This is a genomic window from Alcaligenes sp. NLF5-7, from assembly GCF_024266725.1.
Taxonomy (GTDB): Bacteria; Pseudomonadota; Gammaproteobacteria; order Burkholderiales; family Burkholderiaceae_B; genus Alcaligenes; species Alcaligenes phenolicus.
The window spans coordinates 4,349,363-4,373,720 of the sequence record NZ_CP100755.1; the positions used below are offsets into that span (position 1 = coordinate 4,349,363).

20 protein-coding genes and 1 pseudogene are annotated in these 24,358 nt (G+C 54.8%); 6 read left to right on the plus strand and 15 right to left on the minus strand.

Annotated elements, in window-relative coordinates; translation table 11 throughout:
- The first annotated feature begins 48 nt into the window (after window positions 1–48).
- Together dut and rlmF are read left to right on the plus strand one after the other, a co-directional pair.
- Window positions 49–510: a dUTP diphosphatase gene (gene dut / locus MID00_RS20160; protein ID WP_042487854.1), complete on the plus strand. Its 462-nt coding sequence runs from the start codon at window positions 49–51 to the stop codon at window positions 508–510.
- Between the two features lie 136 nt (window positions 511–646).
- Entirely contained in the window at window positions 647–1,642 is a 996-nt protein-coding gene (gene rlmF / locus MID00_RS20165) for a 23S rRNA (adenine(1618)-N(6))-methyltransferase RlmF (protein ID WP_254499459.1), read from the plus strand.
- 119 nt (window positions 1,643–1,761) lie between these two features.
- On the opposite strand, the gene MID00_RS20170 is transcribed toward rlmF, so the two are convergent.
- Both MID00_RS20170 and MID00_RS20175 read right to left on the minus strand, forming a co-directional pair.
- Window positions 1,762–2,406, minus strand: coding sequence for a DJ-1/PfpI family protein (locus MID00_RS20170; protein WP_254499460.1), 645 nt, complete (start codon window positions 2,404–2,406; stop codon window positions 1,762–1,764).
- A gap of 32 nt (window positions 2,407–2,438) precedes the next feature.
- Window positions 2,439–3,219: pseudogene (locus tag MID00_RS20175) on the minus strand (SDR family oxidoreductase).
- Between the two features lie 422 nt (window positions 3,220–3,641).
- On the opposite strand from MID00_RS20175, the gene MID00_RS20180 reads away from it, so the two are divergent.
- A complete protein-coding gene (locus MID00_RS20180; protein WP_254499461.1) occupies window positions 3,642–4,871 on the plus strand; it encodes a hypothetical protein in 1,230 nt (409 codons plus the stop codon).
- 162 nt (window positions 4,872–5,033) lie between these two features.
- On the opposite strand, the gene MID00_RS20185 is transcribed toward MID00_RS20180, so the two are convergent.
- From MID00_RS20185 to clpS, 11 genes are all read right to left on the minus strand, one after another.
- Window positions 5,034–5,771: an ABC transporter ATP-binding protein gene (locus MID00_RS20185; RefSeq protein WP_021446747.1), complete on the minus strand. Its 738-nt coding sequence runs from the start codon at window positions 5,769–5,771 to the stop codon at window positions 5,034–5,036.
- Entirely contained in the window at window positions 5,768–6,592 is an 825-nt protein-coding gene (locus MID00_RS20190) for an ABC transporter ATP-binding protein (protein ID WP_026482887.1), read from the minus strand. The genes MID00_RS20185 and MID00_RS20190 overlap by 4 nt, the downstream gene beginning before the upstream one ends.
- Window positions 6,593–6,600: 8 nt before the next feature.
- A complete protein-coding gene (locus tag MID00_RS20195; RefSeq protein ID WP_021446748.1) occupies window positions 6,601–7,707 on the minus strand; it encodes an ABC transporter ATP-binding protein in 1,107 nt (368 codons plus the stop codon).
- Window positions 7,704–8,636, minus strand: a complete 933-nt coding sequence (locus MID00_RS20200; RefSeq protein ID WP_021446749.1) for a branched-chain amino acid ABC transporter permease — start codon at window positions 8,634–8,636, stop codon at window positions 7,704–7,706. Before MID00_RS20200 ends, MID00_RS20195 begins: the two co-directional genes overlap by 4 nt.
- 128 nt (window positions 8,637–8,764) lie before the next feature.
- Window positions 8,765–9,922 (minus strand): branched-chain amino acid ABC transporter substrate-binding protein, encoded by a 1,158-nt coding sequence (locus MID00_RS20205; RefSeq protein ID WP_009455707.1) that lies wholly within the window; start codon window positions 9,920–9,922, stop codon window positions 8,765–8,767.
- A gap of 129 nt (window positions 9,923–10,051) precedes the next feature.
- Window positions 10,052–13,825, minus strand: coding sequence for a trifunctional transcriptional regulator/proline dehydrogenase/L-glutamate gamma-semialdehyde dehydrogenase (gene putA / locus MID00_RS20210; RefSeq protein WP_254499462.1), 3,774 nt, complete (start codon window positions 13,823–13,825; stop codon window positions 10,052–10,054).
- A 111-nt stretch (window positions 13,826–13,936) separates the two neighbouring features.
- Window positions 13,937–14,551, minus strand: a complete 615-nt coding sequence (locus tag MID00_RS20215) for a membrane integrity-associated transporter subunit PqiC (protein ID WP_251196257.1) — start codon at window positions 14,549–14,551, stop codon at window positions 13,937–13,939.
- On the minus strand, window positions 14,548–16,200 hold the full coding sequence (locus MID00_RS20220) for an intermembrane transport protein PqiB (protein WP_254499463.1): 1,653 nt from the start codon (window positions 16,198–16,200) through the stop codon (window positions 14,548–14,550). The genes MID00_RS20215 and MID00_RS20220 overlap by 4 nt, the downstream gene beginning before the upstream one ends.
- A 10-nt stretch (window positions 16,201–16,210) precedes the next feature.
- Entirely contained in the window at window positions 16,211–17,410 is a 1,200-nt protein-coding gene (locus MID00_RS20225) for a paraquat-inducible protein A (RefSeq protein WP_254499464.1), read from the minus strand.
- 93 nt (window positions 17,411–17,503) lie between these two features.
- Window positions 17,504–19,825 carry an ATP-dependent Clp protease ATP-binding subunit ClpA gene (gene clpA, locus MID00_RS20230; RefSeq protein ID WP_035268183.1) on the minus strand — a complete coding sequence of 774 codons (2,322 nt, stop codon included), beginning with the start codon at window positions 19,823–19,825 and terminating at the stop codon, window positions 17,504–17,506.
- Window positions 19,826–19,918: 93 nt separating this feature from the next.
- Entirely contained in the window at window positions 19,919–20,242 is a 324-nt protein-coding gene (gene clpS / locus MID00_RS20235; protein ID WP_026482895.1) for an ATP-dependent Clp protease adapter ClpS, read from the minus strand.
- Window positions 20,243–20,408: 166 nt separating this feature from the next.
- On the opposite strand from clpS, the gene MID00_RS20240 reads away from it, so the two are divergent.
- Both MID00_RS20240 and MID00_RS20245 read left to right on the plus strand, forming a co-directional pair.
- Entirely contained in the window at window positions 20,409–20,654 is a 246-nt protein-coding gene (locus MID00_RS20240; RefSeq protein ID WP_003801483.1) for a cold-shock protein, read from the plus strand.
- Between the two features lie 46 nt (window positions 20,655–20,700).
- On the plus strand, window positions 20,701–21,171 hold the full coding sequence (locus MID00_RS20245) for a DUF192 domain-containing protein (RefSeq protein WP_115635105.1): 471 nt from the start codon (window positions 20,701–20,703) through the stop codon (window positions 21,169–21,171).
- On the opposite strand, the gene pcaF is transcribed toward MID00_RS20245, so the two are convergent.
- Both pcaF and MID00_RS20255 read right to left on the minus strand, forming a co-directional pair.
- The gene (pcaF, locus tag MID00_RS20250) at window positions 21,172–22,377 is read right to left on the minus strand and encodes a 3-oxoadipyl-CoA thiolase (RefSeq protein WP_009455691.1); all 1,206 of its coding nucleotides are present in this window, start codon (window positions 22,375–22,377) and stop codon (window positions 21,172–21,174) included.
- A 383-nt stretch (window positions 22,378–22,760) separates the two neighbouring features.
- Complete coding sequence (locus tag MID00_RS20255; RefSeq protein ID WP_254499465.1) at window positions 22,761–23,582, minus strand: phosphatase PAP2 family protein; 822 nt, start codon at window positions 23,580–23,582, stop codon at window positions 22,761–22,763.
- 254 nt (window positions 23,583–23,836) lie between these two features.
- Between MID00_RS20255 and bfr the strand changes: the two genes are divergently transcribed.
- Window positions 23,837–24,301 (plus strand): bacterioferritin, encoded by a 465-nt coding sequence (gene bfr, locus MID00_RS20260; RefSeq protein WP_009455687.1) that lies wholly within the window; start codon window positions 23,837–23,839, stop codon window positions 24,299–24,301.
- Window positions 24,302–24,358: the final 57 nt, after the last annotated feature.

Genomic DNA, 24,358 nt, shown 5'->3' on the forward strand with positions numbered 1-24,358 from the left:
GCAGCGCTAAAGCAGGTGCGCTGCCTCTTTTTTTTCAGGATACCGTCTATGCACCGCCGTATTGAAGCTCGCATCGTCAATGACTTGTTGGGCACGACCATCGAAGCACCCAGCTACGCCACGGACGGCTCCGCCGCCATGGACCTGCGCGCTTGCCTGAGCGAAGCCGTTACCCTGCCTGCAGGCGGCCGTACACTGGTTAAAACCGGCCTGGCCATCAATATGATGGACCCTGGCCTGGTCGCCATCGTCGCCTCGCGTTCGGGCCTGTCCCTGAAACACGGTGTGCGTGTTGCCCAAGGCATTGGCGTGATTGATGCCGACTACCACGGCGAGATTGGCGTGATTCTGGCCAATGACAGCGATCAGGATTACGTGATCCAGCCCGGCGAGCGTATCGCCCAACTGATGTTCCAGCCTGTGGTGCAAGTGGCGCTGCAGTTTGTGAACGAATTCTCTACCGAAACCGAGCGCGGTACGGGTGGCTTTGGCAGCACGGGCAAGAACTAAGCTTTAAAGCTGGAGAAGGACGCGATGCGAAATGCCTTGGCGCAGTCAACATCGCCCCTTCTTTAGCCCTGATACTTTGCTTTAAAAACGTAGCAGCGCCACGATTCAGACTTACCCAGGCCAATTTCGGATTTCAATGCCCTCTCCAAAAAAAGGTAATTCCCACGCCGAATTACCCACTTCAAATAAAACGGCGGCCCAGCTCCACCCGCGCAACCGCCATCAGGGCCGTTACGACTTTGACGCTCTCATCAAAGACACGCCCGAGCTGGCTGAATTCGTTTTTGTGAATCCCTACGGTGATCAAAGCATCAACTTCGCCGATCCGAATGCCGTCAAAACCCTGAATCGTGCTCTTCTGAAGAGTTTTTACGGCATTGCGCATTGGGATATTCCTGCCGATTACCTTTGTCCTCCTATTCCGGGCCGGGCCGATTACGTGCACTACCTGGCCGATTTGCTGGCCAACAGCAATAAGGGGAGCATTCCCCGTGGTGAGGCAGTACGCGTCCTTGATATTGGCGTAGGCGCAAATGCGATCTACCCATTGATCGGCCATACCGAATATGGCTGGCAGTTTCTAGGGTCCGACATAGACGCTGATGCGCTGACTTCTGCACGAAGCATTATTCACACGAACCCGGGCTTATCGGCTGCAATCAAATTGCGCCAGCAAAAATCACCCAGACATATTTTCAAGGGCCTGCTAGGCGCGAATGATTACTTTGACCTGACGCTCTGCAACCCGCCCTTCCATTCATCGCAGGAAGAGGCAGTAAGCGGTAGTCAACGTAAATGGCGTGGTTTGGGTAAGGCCGCGCCCAAGCAGAATGCTCCCGTGCTGAACTTTGGTGGACAGAATACGGAACTCTGGTGCGAAGGCGGCGAGGCGCTTTTCATCCGCCGCATGATCGAAGAAAGCGTGACCGTAGGCGGGCAAGTGCTTTGGTTCAGTACCTTGGTGTCCAAAGCGTCGAATGTACCCGGTGTGTTGAATGCCTTAAAAAAGGCCAAGGCGGTTAAAGTCAAAACCGTAGAAATGACGCAAGGACAAAAGCAAAGCCGCTTCGTCGCCTGGACTTTTCTGGACGCTGCAGCACAAGAGGCTTGGCGCAACGAGCGCTGGAAGTAGGCCCGTGTGAAGTCGGGATACTAGATACGCTGATGGCAATAGCTGCAATCAGCTACCGACGCTAAGACCCGCAACTCCTAAACCTTTCGTCCAACAACTACGCCCAGAAAACACCGACCTTAGCGCGCAAATGGATCAATCGTCGGATCACTGTTCCAGACGTACTCGGTCCAATGCGCAATGCTTTCAGCTTGCTCACGGTTGTAAAGCTTCTCGACCAGGGCCAAAGCCATATCCGTCCCCGCCGATACCCCCGAGGATGTGACGTACTTGCCATCAAACACCCAGCGGGCCTGCTTTTGCCAGAGCACATCCCCATCCTGAGCCACCGCAAAATCAAACGCCAGCTTGTTGGATGTGGCTCGGCGCTGCTTCAGAACACCCGCCTTGGCTAATAAGGCCGACCCCGTACACACCGACACCGTCCACTGCGTTGCCTTATCCTGCTTCTGAATGAAGGCCAGCATGGCAGGGTTATTGATCTCGCTACGCGTTCCCATACCACCGGGAACCATCAGAATGTCGAACTGCGGAGCCGTCTCGAAACTATAAGAGGCCTGTGTCTCTATCCCCTGCGACGAACGAACCAGCCCACCCTGCTGAGACACCATGACCATCTCGTAATCCGGCATCCCACCCCACATTTCCACCGGCCCGAATACATCGAGAGTTTCAAACTGATCAAACAGCACAATGCCGATTTTTTTTTTTGTTGTGTTCGCTGCTGTGCTGGTGGATGTAGCCGATGCTGTCTTACCGCTCATGGTGTGCCCCTTCATGGTTAAAACTTAATAACTCAGATCGTAGCTCCTACCAAACCACCATCAATAGATAAATTCTGACCCACGATAAAACCTGCGGCCTCGCTGCACAAGAAGGCACACGCAGCACCAAACTCAGCAGGCGTTCCAGCTCGCCCGGCTGATACTGAGGCAATCAACGCCTCTGCCACAGGCCCAAGCTCCCGCAAGCGATCCATCATGATGGTGCCGGGCAACAAGTTATTGATCGCCACGTTATGCTGGGCTACTTCGCGAGACACACTGGCAACGAAGCCAGTCAAAGCCATGCGGGCAGCGGTAGACAACTCAAGATTGGTCACAGACGAACGAACGGAAACTGAAGTGATGTTAACGATGCGGCCAAAGCGGCGTGTTTACCATGCCTGGCAACGCAGCCTGGATTAGCTCTACCGCTGCCAGGAAATTTTGTCCCAATGCCGCTTGCCAGTGAGTGGCCTCCAACTGAGCAAAAGGCATAGACGGAGGCCCGCCCGCGTTAGTCACCAGAATGTCGATATCTGAGCACGCGGCAACTACAGCTTGTCTGCCTGCTGCCTGAGAAAGGTCGGCGGCAATCCATTTAGCTGTGGCAGCGGTAGATGCTTTAATCTGTTTGGCGGATTCTTGTAGCTTGTGTTCGCTGCGGAATATAAGAGTGACTTGCACGCCTTCTGCGGCTAATTCCTGAGTACAGGCTAAACCTAAACCACTCTATGCTCCACAGATCAAGGCACGTCGCACGGTAATTTCTAAATTCTTTTTTTCTCCTTGGCGGGTCTTTATAGAAATAGCCATTGAAACGGAAATACGATGCCTACCCACTACCGTGTTAAATGTCTCGCAAACTAGCTCTTTCTACATAGCAAGCTGTCGTGCACCGCCTTTTGCTATGGTAAAGGCTTACAATCACCAGAGTTCGCCCAAAACCCTTAACTGCTATTTACTCTGCATATATCTGCCAACCAGTATGCCGACATAAGCTTCTTCACAAAAAAACAACAAAATAGCCTAGCACCAATACCTCCTTGGACCCATCCACAATTAATCTTAAACTCAAAAAAAACCAATTTTTTATTTAATAAATACAATCAAAAATCTATCCTTTCAAATAATATCTAAAACATTACGGAACAAATTAAATTAAAAACTGAAATATAAAATCAACGATTAAATTAAAATTCGAAAATCTTAAAAAACCAATCAAAAAAAGGAAAAAAGTGGATAATTTGGCTTTAGAACTAATAAAATCAAACGATCAAGAAATATCCAAAATAATAAATCAAGCAACAGAAAAAGATTTTATAAATTTAATAAAATCCAGCAACCAAGAAGTTTTTGACAAAATACTAAAAACCTTAGACCATCAGTCTTTAGATAGAATATTCTCAATAATAGATATAAATACAATACGAAAAAAAATTCTCGAATCTAGCAAATCAGCCATTACCAACCTAACTAAAATAATTAATTACGAACAGCTATCAAAACTAATAAGAAATGCCTCTGAAGAATTTATTAAAAAATTCATAGACTCAACCATATCCAAAGAATCACGACATTTTATCATTTCAAAACTCCCATATGAAGAACAAGATAAGTGGTTTAAATATGTTCAAAAACAAGAAAATATAATGTTTGAAATCATAAAAACCGCTGACGATTATTCCCAATTAAGGTGGGATGAGCAGAAGAAATTACTAAATAATCTAGAGGAAAATATTCGCAGCAAAGAAAAAGCGCTTAGGAGATTTGAGGATGATGAAAAAATCAAACTAAAGCACTTAGAATCAATATCTAAAGAAGCAGAAAAACGTTTAATAGACTTACAAGACAACATTAAAAAACAAGAAGATGAAATACAGATTCGCGAATTAGACCTTGAAAAAAGGATAAAAGAATTTGAAATATTAACTAGCAAGCAAGTCCAACAGAGAATTGAATCAAAAGTCCCCGAATACGTTACAGAAACAGTAAATATTTTAGACAAAAAAGAGGCCCACTACCGAAAAAAGGCTATGCTATGGAGCATTCAAGGACTTGTTATACTAGTTTTTGCAATTTCTGGAACCATATGGATTTCTTTATATGGATACAGCTATGGTGAGGAGCTATCTAACCTTGCATGGCAAAGTCTACTTTTTATTTCTTTCAAAGGCCTGGTGGTGCTAGGGGTTTTAGGATTGTGGGCAAAACACGCATTTATAGTTAGCAATGCATATACGCATGAAGCCATTAAAAGAGCAGATCGAGCTCACGCAATTAATTTTGGAAAACTTTACTTAGAAATATATGGAAACTCCATAGACCGAAAAGAACTAATAGATATATTTGAAAACTGGAATATAGCAACAGAAAGTGCTTTTTCTAAAATAAAAACAGATGGATTTGAGCCGAAATTACTAGACAAAATCCTGGAAGCCATAAAAATCACTGACCGGAACAAATAACCAAATAACCTGAAACCCCATAAGAAATAAACCTACCAAAGTTCCGTCATGATAAGAAAATAGAAAAACACAGATCAACCATCTTTGTTACTTAATAAAACTCAATAAAAAAAGCCAATCAGCTTTGGGCTGATTGGCTTTTTCTCTAAGCCCGAAGTTTACTTAAGCAGCAAAATCCTCTTCCCCCAAATACGCCGCCCTCACCTTCGGATCATGCAGCAACTGTGCAGCCGGGCCTTCCAGGATAATCCGCCCCGACTCCATCACATATCCCCGATCTCCCAGCTCTAAAGCCAGTCGCGCATTCTGCTCAATCAGCAAAATCGTCACGCCTTCTTTGGCAATCGTCTGAATCAGTTCAAAAATCCGTTCAACCATGATGGGAGCCAAGCCCATGGACGGCTCATCCAGCAACAACAATGAAGGCCGGGAAATCATGGCCCGTCCCATTGCCACCATCTGCTGTTCCCCACCCGACAAAGTCCCTGCAGACTGCTTTTTTCGTTCAGCCAGACGTGGAAACAGGGTATAGATACGCTCGATATCCTGACGTACTTCATGGTGATCCTTGCGGGTATACGCCCCCATGGCCAGGTTTTCTTCAATCGTCAGCTGCGGGAAAATCCCCCGCCCTTCCGGCACCATGACCACGCCACGTCTCACCAACTGATGCGACGGCAAGCCGACGATGCTTTCGCCTTGATGTTCAATCTGCCCCGCAGCCGCAGGCACCAGTCCTGTAATGGCTCGCAGTGTGGTGCTTTTACCGGCGCCGTTTGCACCGATCAAGCAAACCAATTCACCCTTACCCACCCGCAGGTCCAGGCCACGTACCGCCCGGATGCCGCCATAAGCTACATCCAGACCCCGAATATCCAGCATCAACGGTTCTGTGCTCATGCCTTTTCCTCTTCAACGGTAATGCCCAGCTCTTTGGCTGCACCTGCGCCCAGATAGGCTTCGATCACGCGTGGGTTATGTTGGACTTCGGCTGGCTTGCCTTCGGCCAGCACTTTGCCGTATTCCAGCACCAAAACCCGGTCGCACAGGCCCATAACCAGCTTCATATCGTGTTCGATCAGCAGGACGGTAATACCGTCGCCACGGATTTTTTCTATCAGTTGGCGCAGGACTACGGTCTCGGACGGGTTCATACCTGCTGCGGGTTCATCCAGTGCCAGCAGCATGGGATCGGTTGCCAGTGCGCGGGCGATTTCCAGGCGGCGCTGGTCGCCGTAGGACAAGGAGCGGGCAATCTCATTAGCGTGCTGGGCAATGCCTACGTAATCCAGCAGCTCGTAGGCACGGGCCTCGATCTGTTCTTCTTCCTGACGGGTAGCGCGGTTACGCAGCACCGCCCCCAGCACGCCAGCACGGGTGCGGACGTGGCGACCGATCATGACGTTTTCCAGGGCAGACAGGCTGCCGAACAAGCGGATGTTCTGGAAGGTACGCGCAAAGCCGGATTCAGCGATTTGATGGGGTTTGCAATCGGTCAGGTTGCGGCCTGCAAAGGTGCAGCGGCCCGACTCGGGAATGTACAAGCCTGTCATCACGTTGAACAGCGTGGTCTTACCTGCGCCATTCGGGCCAATCAGACCGTAGATATCGCCCTTGCGAATGCTGAAGCTGACTTCAGACAAGGCCTGCAAACCGCCGAAGCGTTTGGACAAACCTTCTGCCTGCAACAGCACCTCGCCGTCTTTTACTTGTTGGTTCATGCTCAGACTCATGCTTGCACCTGCTTCATTTTGCGTTCACGACGGCGCACTGCAGAGGGCCACAGGCCTTCGGGGCGGTAGATCATGACCAAGACCAAGGCAAAGCCGAACAACAGCATACGGATGCCGTCCGGGTCCAGAATCACGTCGCCGAACACGCTTTGCTGCAGAGGTACGACGACGGAGCGCAGCAGTTCGGGGAAGACAGATAGCAGCAAAGCGCCAACGATCACGCCGGGGATATGGCCCATACCACCCAGCACCACCATGCACAGCACGGAAATGGACTCGGTCAGGCTGAAACTCTCCGGGCTGACGAAGCCTTGCATGGAGGCAAACAAGCCACCGGCCACACCACCAAACGTGGCACCCATGGCAAAGGCCAGCAGTTTGACATTACGGGTATTGATCCCCATGGCCTTGGCAGCGATTTCATCTTCGCGGATCGCTTCCCAGGCGCGCCCAATGCGGGAGTGCTGCAGACGCACGCAGATGAACACAATCAGCAGCGTGATCAGCAGGAGAAGGTAATAATATTTTTCTGGCCCGGTTATCCGTATGCCAAAGAGGGTTTCCGCCTTGCCAAAGATGAAGTCGCCAATCTTGAAGGTATCGACCCGGTTGATCCCTTGCGGACCGTTGGTGATGTTGACCGGCGCATCCAGGTTGTTCATGAAGATGCGGATAATTTCACCGAAACCCAGGGTCACAATGGCTAGATAGTCGCCCCGCAAACGCAGGACCGGAAAGCCTAGCAGCACACCGAATACGGCAGCCAGGGCGATACCGGCTGGCAATACCATCCAGAACGGCAGGTGCAGACCAAAATGCGGCGATGCCAGCATGGCCCAGACGTACGCCCCTACCGCATAGAAAGCGATATAGCCCAAGTCCAGCAGACCGGCAAAACCCACCACGATGTTCAGGCCCAGGGCCAGCATCACGTACAGCAAGGCAAAGTTCAGGGTGCGGATCCAGCTTTGTCCCGCCATGCCCAGCACGAAGGGCAGAATAGCCAGCACCACACCAATCAGCAGCGCACCGACCCAGACTTTAGCGGGCGTTGCGGGGCGCTGTTTGGAGCCAGCGCCACTTAATGTTTGATTCAGACTCATGCGCGATCTCCCACACGTTCACCCAACAGGCCCGAGGGACGGAAAATCAGCACCAAGATCAGCACGATAAAAGAGAACACATCCTGATAGTTACTGCCAAAGACCCCATTGGTCAGGTCGCCGATGTAGCCTGCGCCCAGAGCTTCGATCAAGCCCAGCAGCAAGCCACCCAGCATGGCGCCACCCAAATTACCAATGCCCCCCAGAACGGCGGCGGTAAAGGCTTTCAGGCCCAGCATGAAGCCCATCGTGTATTGGGCGACGCCGTAGTAAGTCACGATCATCACGCCTGCGACGGCGGCCAGGGCCGAGCCGATCACAAAGGCAGCGGAGATCACGGTATTGATGTTCACCCCCATCAAGCCAGCTACTTCGCGGTTCTGGGCGGTTGCACGCATGGCGGTGCCCAGACGGGTGCGGTGAACCAGCACCATCAGGCCGGACATGATCGCAGCGGCACCACCGATAATCAGAATTTGCAGCAAGCTGATGCGCGCGTCGCCCAGCTGGAACACCATGGGTTCAATAATGTGCGGGAAGCTCAGGTAATTGCGCCCCCAGATCATCATGGCCAGGTTCTGCACAATAAAAGACACACCAATAGCGGTGATCAGTGCAGCCAGACGGGGCGCACGACGCAAGGGGCGATACGCATAACGCTCGGCAGTCCAGCCTATGCCCATGCAGACGGGGATAGCGGCCAAGAGGGCCAACCCCACCATCAACCAGGCGGACAGGCCTGCCGGGTCCGCGCCGACCAGCGATAACACCACTGTCGTGGCCAACATCGCCCCAACCATGACTACATCACCATGCGCAAAATTAATCAGGCCAATAATTCCATACACCATGGTGTAGCCCAGCGCCACCAAGGCGTAGACACTGCCCACGGTCAGGCCATTTATTAGTTGTTGTATCAGGATTTCCATAGATTGGGACTCGTGGTCATTGCTCCCTGCCCCGGCGCACGGCGATAGAACAGGGAGCGCGGGCCTGCCAAACACAGGCCACGGTAAAGATGAGCCCCGAAGGGCTCAAACTGCAGGATCAAGCGTGCTTAGTTAGCCTGACTGACCATGGTTTTCACCATCGTCCACTTGCCATCTTTAACTTCGTAGATGGTGACGGCGATTTCTTTCAGGTCGCCATTCTGGTCGTAGGCAATGTTGCTGCTGGTGGCGCCGTTGCGTTTCAATGCGGCCAGTTTGGGCAGGTAGTCTTCTGCTTTGGAAGAACCAGCTTCCTTCATGGCGGTGATCATGTTCCAGGCGCCGTCGTAGGCGTACGGAGCGTAAACACCGGGTTCTGCCTTGAAGCGGGCCTGGTAGTCCTTGGCAAACTTCTCGCCAGCCGCCATGGTGGACAGAGGCACACCTGCCAGGGAGGCGTAAGTGCCGTCAGCAGCTGCACCGGCCAGACGCAGGAAGGTGTCGCTGCGCGTCATTTCACCCGACACCAGCGGAGCCTTGATATCCAGTGTCTGCATTTGACGCTTCATCGGGCCGGACTGCGCATCCAGACCACCAAAGAAGATGGCATCGGGTGCCTTGGACTTGATATTGGTCAGAATGGAGGTGAAGTCATTGGCTTTGTCCGTGGTGTATTCACGGGCCACGATCTGACCACCGGCTTTTTCTACCGCACGGGCAACCTGGTCAGTCAGACCCTGGCCGTAAGCGGTACGGTCGTCGATCAGTGCCACTTTCTTGGCTGCCAGATCCTTGACGATGAACTGACCCACAGCGGCACCTTGCTGGGTGTCGCTGGTCATCATGCGGAAGGTGTTGTCGTAACCTTGCTGGGTGTACTCAGGCGAGGTTGCCATGGCGATCTGGGGGATGCCCGCGTCGTTGTACACACGCGAAGCAGGAATCGTGGTGCCCGAGTTGAAGTGGCCCAATACGCCATCCACACCATCGTCCACAATTTGCTGGGCAACCTGGACCGCTGTACGCGGGTCAGCCTGGTCATCCTTGGCCACCAGTTCAAAACGGGCGGTTGCGCCATCAATTTCAATTTTCTGGGCGTTGGCTTCTTCCAGCGCCAGCACCAGACCATTGCGCATGTCTTCACCGTAGTGAGCCTGCGGGCCGGTCAAGGGGGCGGAAAAGCCCAGCTTGATTACCTTGTCAGCGGCAAAAGCAGGACTGGCTGCCAATGCACCAAAAACCGCGGTCGAAACCAAGGCCAATTTAAAGCTCGTGATGGACTGCATATTGTTCTCCTTCGTTTTTTAATATAGCCGCGCTACATGCCGGCCCGTGCCGTGAGAATGAACGCAGGGCCGCCGCTCCAGGTGAAATGTGCGACCAAACGTGTGCATAGAAATGGGTGCCATCTGATGTCAACCGACCATCATCAAACTGGCATTGCCCCCAGCTGCCGCTGTATTGGTACTGACCGAGACTTCGCGCAACAAACGCTCGACGAGGTAAGTCGCGCCCCCCTCCAATTCCTGCGTCAACAGCCCTTGAACCCCAACAATGGGGCCACGGCGTTCAGCCACTTGTCCCAATACTTGCCGGAGTTCGTCGCTGTCGCCTTCAAACAAAACAGCATCATAATCTGCCTCACCCAAATCGGACATGGCAATTTGCTCGGCAGGCGCGTCCTGCCAGCCTCCCAGACCCAAACGGTCCAGTAGGATGGCCTGGTTGCCGCTACGTGCGCAGGCCTCGCGCTGAGCTTGCCAGCCGTGCACGCTGACAGGCATGCACAGAACGCGACCTCGTGGGTGCAACTGATAAATATTGGACTCGCCCGTCGGACCAGGCAAGACAGCACCCTGCTCCTGCCAAGCTTGCAAAGGCAGGTTCTGCGGGCAACGGCTAAGCAGTCGGCGCAAGTACAAGGGGCCGCCTGCTTTGGGGCCTGTACCCGACAAGCCCTCACCACCGAAAGGCTGTACACCCACCACCGCGCCCACCATATTGCGATTCACATAGACGTTACCGGCGTGAATGCGCGAAACGACACGCTCCACGGTTTCATCCAGACGGGTGTGAACGCCAAAGGTCAGTCCGTAACCACGTTCGTTGATCTGATTGATCAGGCTGTCCAGCTCGCTACGCTTGAAACGCATCACGTGCAGAACGGGACCGAAAATTTCGCGTTCCAGATCCTTGACCTGCTCGATCTCGATAATGGTCGGCAAGACAAAGGTGCCTGTCAGGCTGCGGCTTTGTTCACTTTGCGTGATACGGAAACCAGCCTCGCGCATGGCGCTGATGTGCTCTTCGATACCGGAGCGGGCTTCTTCATCAATCACCGGACCTACATCCGTGCTGAGCAGATCGGGATTGCCCACGCTCAGCTCCTGCATGGCACCGTTGAGCATGTTCAGCACACGCTCGGCCACATCTTCCTGAATGCACAGCAGCCGCAAGGCGGAACAACGCTGGCCTGCCGAGTCGAAAGCAGAATTCAGTACATCAAACACCACCTGCTCAGGCAAGGCCGAGCTGTCGACCACCATGGCATTCAAGCCACCAGTTTCTGCAATCAGCGGGACGGCCTGACCGTCTGCCGTCAGGCGTTTAGCCAATTGGCGATTCAAGCCCATGGCAACGGCAGTCGAGCCGGTAAACATCACAGCATTAACCTTCTCACTGGCCGCCAAAGGCGCGCCCACGGATGGGCCATCACCAGGCAGGAGCTGCAAGGCACCGGGAGCAATCCCTGCCTTGTGCAGCAGCCCGACGGCGGCCGCCGCAATCAGGCAGGTTTGTTCAGCAGGCTTGGCCAGGACGACGTTGCCTGCAGCCAGAGCCGCCGAGACCTGACCCAGGAAAATAGCCAAGGGGAAGTTCCAGGGGCTGATACACAGCACCACACCGACGGGACGATATTCGTCATTATCAAAGTCGCGCAGAACCTGTCCGGCGTAGTAACGCAGGAAGTCCACGGCTTCACGCACTTCGGCAATCGCATTCGCATAGGACTTGCCAGCTTCACGCACCAGCAGGCCCATCAAGTCCTGCATATTGTCTTCAAGCAGTTGGGCGGCTTGCTGCAGGGCGGCGGCGCGTTCTTCTACCGGCGTGGCCTGCCAGATTGGTGCATAGTGGCTGGCGGCGTCCAAAGCCTGCTCCACATCCTGTGCAGTGGCAAACATGACCTGCCCCACTACATCCTGATGATTAGCTGGATTACGCACAATCGTTGCCTTGGACTCGTCCCAGACCGGATTGCCCTGCCCCAGGATAGGCTGAGCCTGACGTGGCAAGGCAGCGGTTTGCATCAAGGTAGCGGCCAAAGAACCCAGGCGGTGCTCGTTGCTTAAATCCAGGCCAGCCGAGTTCAAGCGCTGCTCCGCCTCCCAGTACAACTGGCGCGGCAACGGAATCTTGTCATGTGGTCGACCCAAGGGTTGCAGGCTCAGGGCCTGAGCCACGGGGTCGGCAATCAGCTGCTCCATGTTCACATCGGCATCGCCAATCTGATTCACGAAAGAGGTGTTGGCACCGTTTTCCAGGAGACGACGCACCAGATACGCCAGCAAGGTTTCGTGAGAACCAACGGGTGCATAGATACGGCAAGGACGGTTCAGCTTGCCGTCCTTGATCGGGCCGACTACCTCGTCGTACAGGTCCTCGCCCATGCCGTGCAGGCACTGGAACTCGTATTGGCCGGTGTAGTAGTTCTGGCCAGCCATCACATAAATAGCAGCCAGGGTTTGCGCATTGTGTGTCGCAAACTGCGGGTAGACGGCTTCTGGGGCCTGCAAAAGCTTGCGAGCGCAAGCCAGGTAAGACACATCCGTGTGCACCTTGCGGGTGTAGACGGGGTAGTCTTCCAGACCATCAACCTGGGCACGTTTGATTTCCGAATCCCAGTAGGCGCCTTTCACCAGGCGCAGCATCAAGCGGTGACCGCTGCGGCGGGCCAGATCAATCAAGTAATCGATGACAAAGGGTGCCCGCTTTTGATAAGCCTGCACCACAAAGCCAATGCCGTTCCAACCTGCCAAAGACGGGTCAAAACACAGCTTGTCCAGCAGATCCAGGGACACTTCCAGGCGGTCTGCTTCTTCGGCGTCAATATTCAAGCCCACATCGTAGTGATGCGCTAATTGTGCCAAGGACAACAAGCGCGGGAACAACTCCCGCATGACGCGATCACGCTGGGAACGGCTGTAGCGTGGGTGCAGCGCGGACAGCTTGATGGAAATGCCGGGGCCTTCGTAAATCCCACGACCCTGGCTGGCACGACCGATCGCGTGGATGGCCTGCTCGTAAGCCTGGTAGTAGCGCTGGGCGTCTTCCGCTGTCGTCGCGGCCTCGCCTAACATGTCGTAGGAATAACGGAAGCCCTGCTCTTCAAACTTGCGGCTATTGGCCAGTGCCGAGGCAATGGTTTGGCCAGTCACGAACTGTTCGCCCATCATGCGCATGGCAACGTCCACGCCTTTGCGGATCAAGGGCTCGCCACCCTTGCCAATCATGCGGGTCAAGGCGGAGGACAAATTCTTTTCACTATTTACACTGACCAGGCGCCCCGTCAGCATCAGGCCCCAGGTGGCGGCATTCACAAACAACGAGGGGGACTCGCCCATGTGTGCACGCCAGTCGCCGTGGCTGATTTTGTCGCGAATCAAGGCATCGCGTGTCGCGCGGTCAGGGATACGCAGCAAGGCCTCTGCCAGACACATCAGGGCAACGCCTTCCTGGCTGGACAAGGAGAATTCCTGGATCAAGCCTTCTACGCCACCGCCACGGCGCTTGGCGCGCAAGGCTTTAACCAGACGAGCGGCCAACTCCTGGGCACGCGCACTTTGAGAAGAACGCGCTGCACTTAACAGCAAGGGCAGACAGTCGGTTTCTGGACGGCGGTAGGCGGCGGTAATGGCAGCGCGCAACACACTTTGCGGTTGCACATCCTGCGCAAAGCCGTAAAACGGGATGGAAGGCATGAGTACACCTTCTTCGGCGGCTTCGGAGTCCCCCCCGCTTAGCAGCGCCAATTCGCTGGGCAGCACACCGCGCTCGATTCCTTCGATATAAGACAGCAAGGCCTGCTTATGCAGCCAATGAGGGGTGCACTGCAACTGATCCGCCGCACGCCGCAGGCGCTCGCGCAGTTCTATATCGACTTTAATCCCTAAGGTTGTGCTCGCCATGCTTCTTATCCCGGTTACGCTTTGTTGACTGCGATAAGCCGAAATAATACTGATGGTTAACCCAAATTCGTATTCAGGTTAACCCGCACATAAAAAAGTTAACCAACAAGGTTAACTAACGCAGAGCATGGCTTTGCTCAGGTTAACCGGGACAGGTTTACCTTGCATTTGTGCGGCCAGTGCATCCGCCCAGCGCTGCTGCAATTGGCGATGCGCCTGCACCAGTTCTGGCACAGAGGACGCAGGCTCGGAGTCCAGCCAGCGGCATTGCTGGGCCTCCCCCTCAAAGCCAACTGGCGTCAGTGTCCAGCTCAACTCCAGGGTAGCGCGTTCGCCATAGACAGATTCGAAGCGCTGTACCAGCACATCGATCTGCCACAGCGGTGTTTTCGGAGCAGCGCTGGCCAACTGGGGAACGCCCAGGCGATCCTGCAAACCAGACGCCAAAGCCAGGGACATTTCATCAGGTAAAGGTGAGGCCCACTGGCTATCGTTGAGCAGGTTGACCTGCCCGCCCGCGGTCTGCGTCAGCACAAAGGATCGACGATCCAATTGAGCAGGCACATCCATGCGTCGCAACTGAAAGCCCTTCCACACTTGCGTGGAAGGAGCCGCAGCCGCCGGAGCGGCATTGGACGCTTGCAAGGTGTAGTAAGTAGGCGTGGTCGAAGCGCAAGCCGTCAGCAAACCGGCGAACGCCACGGGAATCAGAAAACGAGACATCATGGCGCAGGCTCCGGCAGCACGTCAGGGGAACGACCTCGCAGGACCGCCGAGGGCTGGCTTTGCAAGGTATCGCTTAAATCACGCAGGGATCGCAAGGAGCGCTTCAGCTCGCTCAAGGTTTGATCCACAGAAGTATTGAAGGAAGAATCCGAATCCAGCATGGCACCCAGTTTCTGAACAGCGGCATCCATGGACTTGAGAGCGCCATTGAGCTGCGGCACCGTCGTCTTGTCCAGTTGCTTGAGCACCTGACCTAGCTCCGTGAGCCCGCTTTGCAGATTCTTGCCGATCTGATCGAACGGGATAGCAGCAATCTTGGTAACGATATCGCTGACCTGCTCCTGCAAACGGTCGAAGTCGCCCGCAATGACGGGCACCACCAATGGCTTGGCGTTTTCATCGAAGTCCGCTTCAGGCGCTTTGTCGAAGAACTCTAGAGCAATGTACTGCTGGCCCGTAATCAGGCTGGCAGGACGCAATTGACCACGCAGACCACGCTCAACCATCGGTTTGAACAAGGCGCTCATTGGATCTTTCTCGTCCGGTCTAGCCTCCACCACCCGCTCGTACAGGCGGCCAAAACGCTGCGGATAGATACGTGCCTTCACCAGGGCAAAGAAGCGCTTACGCTCAAAATCGAACTCCAGATCCACATCGTAGACCTGCCCCAACTCCAGGCCCCGGAACTCCACCTTGGAGCCCGGCACCAGGCCACGCACGGACTGATGGAAATGGAAGCGCAATTCAACCGCGGGACCATCCGGCTCAGCCATCGCGCGCTCTTGTGTGGGGAACAGTTCGTATTGCGAATCAGCCTGAGCAATATCCGTAGGCTCGCCTTCCATCTGATCAAAGGCCAGACCTCCTGCCAAAGCAGAGACCAAGGAATGCGTACGCACATTAAAGCCGGTGGAATCCAGCGACATATTGACGCCGCTGACGTTCCAGAAGCGCGAGCCCTGCGTCACGAATTTGTCGTTAGGAGCATCGACAAACACCTGCACACGCACCCCATTGCCTTCTTCGTTCAGTTCATAACTGCTGACTTGCCCAACCTGTATGCCCTTGTAGTACAAGGGCGAACCCAGATCCAGCGAGCCCAATTCGGGCGCAGTCAACACGTAACGCTTACCAGCACGGCCACTGGTTACTTCCGGCGGACTTTCCAGGCCCACAAAGTCCAGTTGCTCGCCTTTTTTATTCACTTCAAAAGGCGCGTCCACACCGATATAAACACCCGACAACAAGGTGCCCAAACCGGAGACCCCACTTAAGCCCAAACGCGGGCGCACCACCCAGAAACGCGTGTCTTTTTGGGTAATGAACTCGGAGCCATCACGCTCGAGCTGCGCCGTGACCAAAACCCCTTTTCGACCCGGAGACACCTGAATGTCCGAAATCGTACCCACATCCACTTCGCGATAACGTAACTTGGTTTGATCCACGGCCAAGCCCTCGGCTGAATCAAAGCTGATCGTGATACGCGGTCCGGTCAACATCCAGTTGCGCAGCACCAAAGACGCCCCCACCACGGCGGCGGCTATGGGCAAAATCCAGATCCAGGAGAATCGGGATCGCTTGGCAGGAATCAGTCTAGGCTGTGCGGGCTCGGTCTGACCGTCAGGCTGATTAGTTGTAGGATCGTGCACCTTGTTTCCTTCAGGAAGTCGCCTGTGAGGCAGGCGGAGACGGCGTAGTTTGCGGTTCTATTATTAGTTCTTCGTGGGTATCCTGGTCCCAGCCTTGGCGAGGGTCGTAGCTAAGCGCGGCCAGCATGGTCAAAACCACCACCATGCCAAAGCTCAAGGCCCCCGCTCCAGGAATAATCTGCGACAAGCCTGGGAAGTTGGCCAGTGCTGCCATCAGAACCACCACGAATACGTCCAGCATGGACCATTGCCCAATCAGCTCGACCATGTCGTAAATGCGATTGCGTTGACGCTGTACAGCATTGCCACGCCAACGACGCCCCAACAAAAGAATCATCAAAGCCAGGAGTTTGGTGATGGGGACCACAATACTGGCGATGAACACGATCAATGCCAAGTCCCAGGAACCCAGTTGCCAGAGTTCAATGACCCCACCCAGAATCGTATGCGCGCTACTGCCTAAAATGCTGCGCAGCTCCATGACAGGCAGGACATTGGCTGGAATATAGAACACGCAGGCCGTCAACACCAGAGCGGCCACCCGTGTGCGGCTATTGGGCTTGCGTTTATGCACAGTTGCACCACAACGGTCACAGTCCGGTTTCTGACTGGACTGCACAAAGCCACAGTGGGTACAGGCACTCCAGGCTGGATGCTCTTTCAAGACCTGCCGGGTCGAAACCGGCACCAGATCACGATCCTCTGCCCAGCGCCACAAGCGCCCCGCCGTAATACGGCTCAAGCCGGTCAGCAGGAAGGTCAGAGCAAAAAAGGCGTACAGACCTGGCGCAATCGTCAAATGCCCGATCCCGGCAAATTTCACCATGGCCACGATCAAGCCCAGGAACAGCACAGCCGTCATGGACCAATGCTCCAGATGGCTCAAGGCCCGCAGCCCGATACCGAAATCGCCCGGCAAGGGTTTCTCTCGGGCAATCAGGCCCAAGGCCCAGAACTGGAAAATCAGTTGAAACAGCGGCAGCCAGAATCCCACCAACCCCGCCATGACGGACAAGCCCCAATACCCTTGCTGCCAGATCAGCAACAGGGCTTTGGGAAACGTGGGCGACACTGTTTTACCCGCCATGCTCAAATAGACAACGGGAAACAGATTGGCAATCAGAAAAAGAATAAAAACCGCCAAGACCAGCGCTTGCCATTCACGTGGTGAAAAGCGGCTGTGGCGGTAAAGTTCAGTATCGCAACGCACACAACGAGCGAGCCCCGCTCCTTGAACGGGGACTCGCTCGTGTACGGTGTCACAGTGCGTACAGACGATTAAGGGGCGCGATGCCCTCACGGCTTAGTCGACTAATTCCGGCTCGGGACGCGAAGAGGCCTTGCTACCGGGCTCATCAGGTCCTGAAGAAGGATATTCCAGTACCACCTCGCCGTTCTCGTCCAGATCCACCTCGACCTGGCCACCATCGACCAGACGACCAAACAGCAGCTCGTCGGCCAGGGCACGGCGAATAGTGTCCTGAATAAGCCTGTGCATGGGGCGGGCACCCATGGCTGGGTCGAAGCCCTTGGCAGCCAGATGTTCGCGCAAGGCGTCCGAGAAGGACACTTCGACGCGCTTCTCGTGCAGCTGGTTTTCCAGCTGCATCAGGAACTTGTCCACCACGCGCAGGATAATGTCGCGCGACAAAGGCTTGAAGCCAATGATCGCATCCAGACGGTTACGGAACTCTGGCGAGAAGTGACGCTTGATATCCTGCATTTCATCACCCGAGCGCTGGGGCTGGGTAAAGCCAATACTGGTCTTGTTCAGCGCTTCGGCTCCGGCGTTGGTGGTCATGATCAGGATGACGTTGCGGAAATCGGCCTTGCGACCGTTGTTATCCGTCAGCGTGCCGTGATCCATCACCTGCAGCAGGATGTTGTAGACGTCCGGGTGCGCTTTCTCGATTTCGTCCAGCAGCAGCACGCAGTGCGGCTGTTTGGTAACGGCTTCGGTCAGCAAACCACCCTGATCGAAACCGACGTAACCAGGAGGAGCACCGATCAGGCGCGACACGGTGTGACGCTCCATGTATTCGGACATGTCAAAGCGCAGCAGCTCTACGCCCAGCACAAAGGCCAACTGACGCGCCACTTCGGTTTTACCCACGCCGGTCGGGCCGGAGAACAGGAAGGAACCAATAGGCTTGTCAGGCAGACCCAGGCCAGAGCGCGCCATCTTGATGGCAGCTGCCAAGGCGTCAATGGCTACATCCTGACCAAACACCACCGATTTCAGATCGCGGGCCAGGGTTGCCAGCTTGTTGCGATCATCACTGGAGACCGTCTGGGGCGGAATGCGTGCAATACGCGAAACCGTTGCCTGGATGTCGGCCTTGCCGATAACCTTTTTCTGCTTGGAACGTGGCAGCAAGCGCTGCGCTGCACCAGCCTCGTCGATCACGTCGATGGCCTTGTCCGGCAAAAAGCGGTCGTTGATATAACGGGCGGACAACTCCGCTGCCGCCGTCAGGGCCGCCGCCGAGTAACGTACACCGTGGTGCTCTTCAAAATTGGACTTCAAACCACGCAGAATCTGGATGGTCTGCTCCACTGTCGGCTCAGCCACATCAATTTTCTGAAAGCGACGCGACAAGGCGTGGTCTTTTTCGAAAATTCCGCGGTATTCCGAGTAGGTGGTCGCACCCAGACACTTGAGCTGACCGGAGGACAGCGCAGGTTTGAGCAGGTTGGACGCATCCAGCGTACCACCCGAAGCCGAGCCGGCTCCGATCAGTGTGTGGATTTCGTCGATAAACAAAATGGACTGTGCCGTTTCCTTGAGCTGCTTGAGCACCGCCTTCAGGCGTTGCTCGAAGTCGCCCCGATATTTGGTCCCGGCCAGCAAGGCACCCATATCCAGCGCGTAAACACGCGCTTCACTAAGAATATCCGGGACGTCACCACGCTGAATGCGCAGCGCCAAGCCTTCGGCAATCGCGGTTTTACCCACGCCAGCCTCCCCGACCAGCAAGGGGTTGTTCTTGCGGCGGCGGCACAGCACCTGGATGACACGCTCCACTTCCTTTTCACGGCCAATCAAGGGATCAATGCGACCCAGGCTGGCTTCGGTATTCAGGTCTGTAGCGTACAGATCCAATGGGGACTTCTGGGCGTCCGAGCGCGTGTCGGCTTCCGCAGCAGCGGCGGCCTTGGGTGGCTCGGGGGCAGCAGGTTCCGGATTGGCCTTGGTGATACCGTGCGAGAGGAAATTGACAACATCCAGGCGCGAGACACCTTGTTGCTGCAAGTAATACACCGCATGCGAGTCTTTTTCCCCGTACATCGCCACCAGCACATTGGCACCGGAAACGACATTTTTACCGGAGTTGCTGGACGATACGTGCATGATGGCACGCTGTATCACACGCTGAAAGCCCAGCGTGGGTTGGGTATCGACCTCGCCTTCACCAGGGAAAGTGGGCGTATTTTCGTTAATGAATTTACGCAGATTCTGGCGCAGTGCATCAATATCGGCAGCACATGCTTTCAACACTTCCAGCGTGGAGGCGTTATCGAGCAGGGACAACAGCAGATGCTCTACCGTGATGAATTCATGGCGCGCGGCACGAGCCTCGACAAAGGCCATGTGTAGACTGACTTCAAGTTCTTCGGAGATCATGCTTCCTCCTACACGGCAAGAGTAAAACTAGGGGTTAAAGCTATTCTATGACTAATTTGCCTGATCTGAACAATACGGTAAACCATTAAATGGTCAAGCATCAGGCACCGGCTCCATCACACACTGCAAAGGGTGCTGTCGCGACTGCGCCAGTTGTCGCACAATTTCCACCTTGGTGGCGGCAATGTCGCGTGGATACACACCACAGACCGCCCGACCCTCGTAATGTACTTTAAGCATAAGCTGTTCGGCCTGCTCCGGGGTCTTGGCAAATACCCGCTCCAGTATATTCACCACGAACTCCATGGGTGTGTAGTCATCGTTGAGCAAGATGACCTGATACATGGGTGGTGGGGCAAGCCGCGCGGATTGGCGCTCTACCGTTGTGGCGCCTTGCTTATCGATCTCAATGGCCATAATACAGAACTAGGTGCTTTCCATAGGTTGACTGGGGGGAACAAAATTCAGCATCATCCGACTGATCGTGTCAACTTCACAATAAAAAAGTGAGGTGCCGCGATCACAGGCCCAGGGAGGGGCCGAAAAAAGTATCAACCATACACTAAGTTGAGAGGCAGCAAGCATGTCGGAAACTACCACCACCGCAGGCACTGGAGACAATCAAAAACTATCCGGGACCGTTAAGTGGTTCAATGATGCCAAAGGCTTTGGGTTTATTACACCCGATAACGGCGGCGAAGATCTCTTCGCTCATTTTTCATCCATTCAGATGAACGGGTTCAAGACTTTGAAAGAAGGCCAGAAAGTTCTGTATGAAGTCGCCCAAGGCCCCAAAGGCAAGCAGGCACTTAATATTACTTCGCCTTAAGATCTCTTGCGCTCTCGATTCTAACAAAAGCAGGTTCGCAACACACATGCAGTATCGCACTACGACTACGGGGCCTGCGCGCCCTGTTTTTTTTGCCTGTCTTCTGGCAGCGCTTTGTATTAGCGCCCCGGTCCAGGCGGATGAGACTCTTCCCACCCTGACACTATCCCTGGGTTCAAAACAAATCCAGGCTGAAGTGGCCGATCGCGACGAGACTCGTGCACAAGGTTTGATGCATCGAGAAAGCCTGGCCCCCGATCACGGCATGTTATTCGTATTCGAGCAAAGCGGAATGCCTTGCTTCTGGATGAAGAATACGCCTCTGCCGCTGGATATTGCCTTTATTACCGAAGAAGGCACGATTACCAATATCGAGGCCATGCAACCCTTTGATCTTCAATCCCACTGCCCGGTGCGACCTGTGCGCTATGCCTTGGAGATGGAACAAGGCTGGTTCAAGCAAGCAGATAAAAAGGCCGGTGAGACAATCACCGGCCTGCCTGCCCTGCAACCTTAGTTAGACGCGCTCAAGAATCAAGGCCACGCCCTGGCCGACACCAATACACATGGTGCACAGGGCGTAGCGTCCGCCTGTGCGATGCAACTGGTTGATAGCCGCAATCGCCAGACGCGCACCACTGGCACCCAGAGGGTGACCCAGCGCAATCGCGCCCCCGTTCGGGTTCACGCGAGGATCGTTATCTGCCAGACCCAGCATGCGAGTCACCGCCAGACCTTGAGCGGCAAAGGCCTCGTTCAGCTCGATCACATCCATTTGATCCAGAGTCAGACCCGCCAAAGCCAGCACCTTCTGGCTGGCAGGTGCCGGGCCAATACCCATGATGCGTGGCTCCACACCGGCAAACGCCATGGCCACCACACGAGCGCGCGGAGTCAGGCCTTGGGCTTCGACGGTTGCCTTGTTCGCAACCAGCAGCGCGCAAGCACCATCGTTCACACCCGAGGCATTGCCCGCGGTCACGGTACCATCGGCACGCACGACAGGCTTCAAGCGAGTCAGGGACTCCAGAGTCGTGGCACGTGGGTGCTCGTCCTTATCCACCACAATGGGATCGCCTTTGCGCTGGGGAATGATCACAGGGGTAATTTCTTCAGCCAGAATGCCGGCTTCCTGGGCAGCGGCAGCACGCAGCTGGCTATTCAGGGCAAACACGTCCTGGTCTTCGCGGGACACATTGAACTGCTGAGCCACGTTTTCAGCCGTTTCGGGCATGGAGTCCACACCGTACTGCTCTTTCATGGCTTTGTTGATGAAGCGCCAGCCAATCGTGGTGTCATAAATACCCGCGCTGCGGGAGAACGCTGTTTCAGCCTTGCCCATGACGAAGGGGGCGCGGCTCATGCTTTCCACACCGCCGGCCAGGATGAAAGAGGCATCGCCAGCGCGAATGGCACGAGCAGCCGAACCAATCGCGTCCAGGCCCGAACCGCACAGACGGTTCAAGGTCACGCCAGGCACGTCCACGGGCAAACCGGCCAGCAGAGCGGACATCCGCGCCACGTTGCGGTTGTCTTCACCCGCCTGGTTGGCGCAGCCGTACATCACATCATCCAGCTTGCTCCAATCGACTTGGGGGTTGCGCTTCATCAGCGCGGCAATAGGCACCGCACCCAGGTCATCCGCCCTCACAGCGGACAGCGAACCGCCATAACGTCCGAAAGGCGTACGAATTGCGTCACAAATAAAGGCGTCCTGACTCATGAAATTCACCCTGATATCTTGAATAAAATCACGCGAGAGCACTATGAAGAGCGCTCGAAATCTACTGTTTTGATAGTAGCGCTTGAGTACAGCCGGGTTTTTTCTGGTGATTCAGCATGTCCGCAGTGCGGTCAGTTTAGCGCATCCAGTCCCGAACGATCCGGCGGTCTATGCACCAAAGCGCCTGGTACAGTGACAAGCCGAATCCGCAGCAGGAAAAGCTTATTCAATTCTCATACCCGCAACGCCGGGTAATCACGGCATTAAGAAAACAAGGCGCGCTCGCACAGGAAAGCAGACGGAAGCCCTCTTCCCTGCACTCAAACCAATATGAGGACGCTCGTTTTTACAATCGCCAGCCGAACGACCCACTCAAAGCAGCACTAGAACTGTTCGGTGCAATTAAGCGCTTGACCACTTGAAGCAACTTTCGCTTGTGCCAATTCTAGTCGGGCGGCCAGGATGTCAGCCTGGAAGGCCTCCTCACTCTGCACACGAGCCACCGCGGCGGCGCCTATCACACGCCCCGCCTCCACATCACTTTGCCAATGTACATTGCAAATGACACGGCTTTGACCGAAAGACAGGCCACGAGCCAGCAACTCATTACTTCGTTCAGGGCTGATCTGCGCCAACACTAGTGCCCACGCCCAGCCAGCAGCCGCATGGCCGGAGGGATAGGAACCATCATTGCGCAAAAACTCCTCATCCGCTGGCGTGCATGTATCTTCATTATGAAGATCGAAAGGACGCACCCGCTGATACTTGTTTTTGGCTCCGTAGGTGGATAGACCCGCATCAGGCAACAAGCGACGCATCATCTGATAAATAACCGGCGTGCTCTCTTGGTCGATTTGAACTCCCAATGCGCACGAATAATTCTGAGCGGGCCGTGGAAATACCAAGTCTGCATCTTGTTTAGCCAGTGCCCAGCGAGCTGACCCTTTTAGCTGCCCGGCAGCCCGACGCACTTCTTCATCCCGGGCAAAGGCCGCACTATCTGCAGCCGGCGGCGGATCGAGGAGCATCACACTATCCGGCAGTTCAGTTTGGTCCAAGTAACCAGCCACCCGCTTGACGGAAGAGTGACTTTCCTCGACTTCCAAATGTGTAGAAGGCTGGGCGCTCAACTGACCCGCCGACAAAACCAAGACACTGCCCACCAGGCCCAACAAGGCAGGACGAACAAGCAAAGCAGCAGACATAGCAGACCTCGACTAAAGGAGCAAAAAGCCCCGGTTTCGGAAAACGCCAACAGCCGCGTGTGGAGCTCTTGACCCGGCTGAGACCGGTAAACACTGAAGCTGCATCCCGGCACGATTGGAAGACAATCCGCGATCTTGCCATTGCAGCCGCCAAACTGAATAGCGTGCTAGCCATTTAGTGCCACAGATCAAGCACCCTCATGGCCTGCTCATGGCATACTTCCCCCGTTGGTATCCTCTACAGGCTCATCATCATGCAAGGCAAGCCCGAAGTCCTCGACTATCTGAATCAACTGCTGCGCGGCGAACTCGCAGCGCGCGACCAGTACTTTATCCATTCCCGCTTTTACGAGCATCTGGGTTTCACGCAGCTTTACGAGCGCATGAACCACGAAATGGAAGAAGAAACACAGCACGCTGACGCCCTGATACGCCGCATCCTGATGCTCGACGGTATTCCCGACATGCGCCCCAATGCGTTTGAACCCGGCAAGGACGTGGTCGGCATGTTGCGCAAGGATCTGGAACTGGAATATGAAGTTCGCGCTGCTCTGCAAAAAGGCATAGCACTGGCAGAATCCGCCAGCGATTTCGTGACACGCGACATCATTCTGGCCCAGTTGCGCGACACGGAAGAAGACCACACCTACTGGCTGGAGAAGCAATTGGGCCTGATCGAAAAAGTGGGCCTGGAAAACTACCAGCAATCCCAGATGTAAGGTCTTCACCAACAAGGCATGGCCGCATACGCCCTATGACTTATTTTCATTGACGCC

Coding starts and splice junctions, on each gene's coding strand:
- MID00_RS20185 (WP_021446747.1), bottom strand. CDS start 5,771: ATGAGCACAGAACCGTTGATGCTGGATATTCGGGGTCTGGATGTAGCT.
- MID00_RS20240 (WP_003801483.1), top strand. CDS start 20,409: ATGTCGGAAACTACCACCACCGCAGGCACTGGAGACAATCAAAAACTA.
- clpA (WP_035268183.1), bottom strand. CDS start 19,825: ATGATCTCCGAAGAACTTGAAGTCAGTCTACACATGGCCTTTGTCGAG.
- MID00_RS20205 (WP_009455707.1), bottom strand. CDS start 9,922: ATGCAGTCCATCACGAGCTTTAAATTGGCCTTGGTTTCGACCGCGGTT.
- MID00_RS20195 (WP_021446748.1), bottom strand. CDS start 7,707: ATGAGTCTGAATCAAACATTAAGTGGCGCTGGCTCCAAACAGCGCCCC.
- clpS (WP_026482895.1), bottom strand. CDS start 20,242: ATGGCCATTGAGATCGATAAGCAAGGCGCCACAACGGTAGAGCGCCAA.
- MID00_RS20190 (WP_026482887.1), bottom strand. CDS start 6,592: ATGAACCAACAAGTAAAAGACGGCGAGGTGCTGTTGCAGGCAGAAGGT.
- rlmF (WP_254499459.1), top strand. CDS start 647: ATGCCCTCTCCAAAAAAAGGTAATTCCCACGCCGAATTACCCACTTCA.
- pcaF (WP_009455691.1), bottom strand. CDS start 22,377: ATGAGTCAGGACGCCTTTATTTGTGACGCAATTCGTACGCCTTTCGGA.
- MID00_RS20170 (WP_254499460.1), bottom strand. CDS start 2,406: ATGAGCGGTAAGACAGCATCGGCTACATCCACCAGCACAGCAGCGAAC.
- MID00_RS20255 (WP_254499465.1), bottom strand. CDS start 23,582: ATGTCTGCTGCTTTGCTTGTTCGTCCTGCCTTGTTGGGCCTGGTGGGC.
- putA (WP_254499462.1), bottom strand. CDS start 13,825: ATGGCGAGCACAACCTTAGGGATTAAAGTCGATATAGAACTGCGCGAG.
- dut (WP_042487854.1), top strand. CDS start 49: ATGCACCGCCGTATTGAAGCTCGCATCGTCAATGACTTGTTGGGCACG.
- MID00_RS20200 (WP_021446749.1), bottom strand. CDS start 8,636: ATGGAAATCCTGATACAACAACTAATAAATGGCCTGACCGTGGGCAGT.
- MID00_RS20215 (WP_251196257.1), bottom strand. CDS start 14,551: ATGATGTCTCGTTTTCTGATTCCCGTGGCGTTCGCCGGTTTGCTGACG.
- bfr (WP_009455687.1), top strand. CDS start 23,837: ATGCAAGGCAAGCCCGAAGTCCTCGACTATCTGAATCAACTGCTGCGC.
- MID00_RS20245 (WP_115635105.1), top strand. CDS start 20,701: ATGCAGTATCGCACTACGACTACGGGGCCTGCGCGCCCTGTTTTTTTT.